At 71.8% G+C, this 2,985-nt stretch carries 2 protein-coding genes and 1 pseudogene; 1 reads left to right on the top strand and 2 read right to left on the bottom strand.

Annotated elements, in window-relative coordinates; all coding sequences use genetic code 11:
* A pseudogene (locus QH283_RS24590) lies at positions 1 to 604 on the bottom strand (DNA polymerase IV); the annotation flags it as partial.
* A 324-nt stretch (positions 605 to 928) separates the two neighbouring features.
* Here QH283_RS24590 and QH283_RS24595 point away from each other — a divergent pair.
* Complete coding sequence (locus QH283_RS24595) at positions 929 to 1,813, top strand: UTP--glucose-1-phosphate uridylyltransferase (RefSeq protein WP_280505310.1); 885 nt, start codon at positions 929 to 931, stop codon at positions 1,811 to 1,813.
* A gap of 25 nt (positions 1,814 to 1,838) precedes the next feature.
* Here QH283_RS24595 and QH283_RS24600 read toward each other — a convergent pair whose 3' ends face one another.
* A complete protein-coding gene (locus QH283_RS24600; protein WP_414689614.1) occupies positions 1,839 to 2,405 on the bottom strand; it encodes an NlpC/P60 family protein in 567 nt (188 codons plus the stop codon).
* Between the last annotated feature and the right edge of the window lie 580 nt (positions 2,406 to 2,985).

A 2,985-nucleotide genomic window follows, 5' to 3' on the forward strand; every position in this document is an offset into this window, starting at 1 on the left:
GCACCGGCTGGCACGCGGCATCGACGACCGTCTCGATGCCGACCGCGCGCAGCTTGCTCTCCGCGACCGGGCCGATCCCCCACAGCTTGCGCACCGGCAGCCCGGCGAGCAACTCGGTCTGCTCGCCGGGCGAGATCACCCGGATGCCGTCCGGTTTGGCCAGGCCGGAGGCGATCTTGGCCAGCTGCTTGCCGGTGCCCGCGCCGACCGATGCGGTCAGTCCGGTGCGTTCGCGCACCACCGCGCGCAGCCCGGCGCAGAACTCGTGGACCCGCGCCACGCTCGCACCCGCCAGCTCGGCGGGCTCGCCGAAGGCCTCGTCGAACGACAGCGTCTCCAGCACCGGCACGGACTCGCGCAGCGCGTCGAACACCAGCCCGCTCAGATGCGCGTAGACGGCGCCGCGCGGCGGCACCACCACAGCGGCGGGTCCGACCATCCGCCTGGCCTGGTGCATCGGCATGGCCGAGCGGGCACCGAAGGCCCTGGCCTCGTAGCTCGCGCCCGCCACCACGCCGCGCGCGCCCGTGCCACCGACCAGCACCGGTCTGCCCCGCAGGGTGGGCCGGGTGAGCTGCTCGGCCGAGGCGAAGAAGGCGTCCATGTCGATGTGCAGCACCCACCGGCGCGCGGTGCGCCCGGCCTCGGGCTGTTCCGGTGCGGTACTCACGTACCGGAATCTACGTCAGCGCCCCGACAGGTCGGGGCGAGCACGGCGGCTCACCCTCGGCGGCTCACCCTCGGCGGCTCACGTCCGGCGGGTCACGCCCGGCCGGTCACGGGATGGCTGCGGACTTGCTGCCGGGCAGCTGGTGGTGAACCAACCGCCGGACCCACGTAAACCCACCGTCACCAGCCGTGATAGCCGTGGCGGATCGCGGGTCCGGTTGGCCCGATTCCCCGCGCCGGGTATGTGATGATCGAGGGCATGAAGATCCGCAAGGCCGTCATTCCGGCCGCAGGTATCGGCTCCCGGCTGCTTCCGCTGACCAAGGCGATTCCCAAGGAGATGCTTCCGGTCGGCGACAAACCGGTCATCGAACACACCGTGCGCGAGCTGGTCGCCTCCGGCATCACCGACATCACCATCGTGGTCAGCGGTGGCAAGCACGTCATCCAGGACCACTTCCGCCCCAACCCCGCCCTGGTCGAGCAGCTGCGCGCCGACGGGAAGACCGCCTTCGCCGACGCGGTGGCCGAGGTCGGCGAGCTGTCCCGGCTCGGCCACATCACCTATCTCGACCAGCACGGCCCCTACGGCAACGGCACCCCGGTGCTCAACGCCGCACGCACCATGGGCGACGAGCCGATGCTGGTGTTGTGGCCCGACGACGTGTTCGTCGCCGAGATCCCGCGCGCCCAGCAGCTCATCGACGCCTACGAGCGCACCGGCGCGCCGGTGCTGGCGCTCATGCCGATGGACCCGGCCGACTCGCAGCGCTACGGCGTGCCGGTGGTCACCGACGATCTCGGCGACGGCCTGCTGCGCATCACCGGCCTGCGGGAGAAGCCCAAGCCCGAGGACGCGCCGTCGAACTTCGCGGCCATCGGCGGGTACGTGGTGACGCCGGGCATCATCACCGAGCTGCGCCGCCAGACCGACGCCTGGTACGAGCACCGCACCGGCGAGGTCTACCTGACCGACGCGATCAATGTCTACGCCGCCGAGAACCCGGTCTTCGGCCAGGTCATCAAGGGCCGCTGGTACGACACCGGCAATCCGGCCGACTACCTGGTCGCGCAGTTCGCCAGCGCACTTGCCCACCCGCAGTACGGCCCGCTGCTGCGCCAGATGGCGGCCGAGCTGGACTGAACGCCCCCGCCGGCGGCTCCACGCGTCAGAAGCGACGGATGCTGTAGACGGTGAAGTGGCTCAGCGGTGTCAGCCCGACCGGCACGCCGCGGCCGTAGGCGTTGAGCACCTGCCCGAAACCGGCGTAGATGCCCACGTGCGAGGCGTCGGGGTTGAGGATCACCACGTCGCCGGGCGAGAGCGCCCACATCGGCACCGGGGCGCCGACCTCGGCCTGCTCCCAGGTCGTGCGCGGCAGCGGCACCCCCACCTGCCGGAACGCCCACTGCACCAGTGCCGAGCAGTCCCAGGAGTGCGGTCCCATGGCGCCCCATTCATAGGGCTTGCCCACCTGGGTGGTCGCCGCCGCGAGCGCGCCGAGCCCGGCCACGCTTGGCACGGGCAGCGCGGCCGAGCCGCTGGCGCTGCCGGAACCGAGGCCCGAGCCGAGACCGGAACCGGTGCCGGAACCCGTGCCGGAACCGGTTCCGCTGCCGGTGCCCGACCCGCTGCTCAGGCCGGAGGCGACCGGGGACGGCTCGGCCGTCGCGACGCCGCCGAGGATCACCGAGGTCACGGTGGTGGCGAGCAGGCCGGTGGCCAGGCGCCGCAGCGTTCGCCGCGGGCGTCGGGTGGCGGGCCGGGTGTGCTGCGAACGCGCGGCGCGCTGCCGGGTCCCCGGTTGCCGGATGATGCGAGCGGAACGTCTGATCATGCGAACGCGGCCTCCCTGTCGGCCAGGCGGTCCGCGACGTTCGTCGACCCACGCGGTCGTCTCATGGGCGGCGCAGCGGACCCTCGGTCAACTCCCGCGGCCTGCGTCGCGCGCACGGCCACGGGGACATGGGTGGAACTCGTCGACTAGTCACACCGGCACCAGCGGTAAGCATGTGCCCCAACTGCAACACCCGCGATTCTGCCGGTTCGCCTAACCGATCGACCAGGGTTCAGCAAACATCCAGCATGTGATTTGAATCACATGCACGCTCTGTCATGACGCACGACGGGGGGGGGGGGGGGGGGGGGGGGGGCGCCCCCCCCCCCCCCCCCCCACGCCTCCTGTGTGTCGGTCACTCGGGGGCCTCGCGGCTGGTCTTCGGCTGCACGTGAATGACGTGGTACATGACGACGGAGTCGATGCGTTCCCCGCGTTCGCCGTCCTGTTCGGCCAGGTACTCCCACTCCACGTTGTG

The organism is Nocardia farcinica (assembly GCF_029867845.1).
Lineage (GTDB): Bacteria > Actinomycetota > Actinomycetes > Mycobacteriales > Mycobacteriaceae > Nocardia > Nocardia farcinica_A.

Excerpts from the sequence above, each read along its gene's own strand:
- QH283_RS24595 (WP_280505310.1), top strand. The coding sequence starts at position 929 with ATGAAGATCCGCAAGGCCGTCATTCCGGCCGCAGGTATCGGCTCCCGG.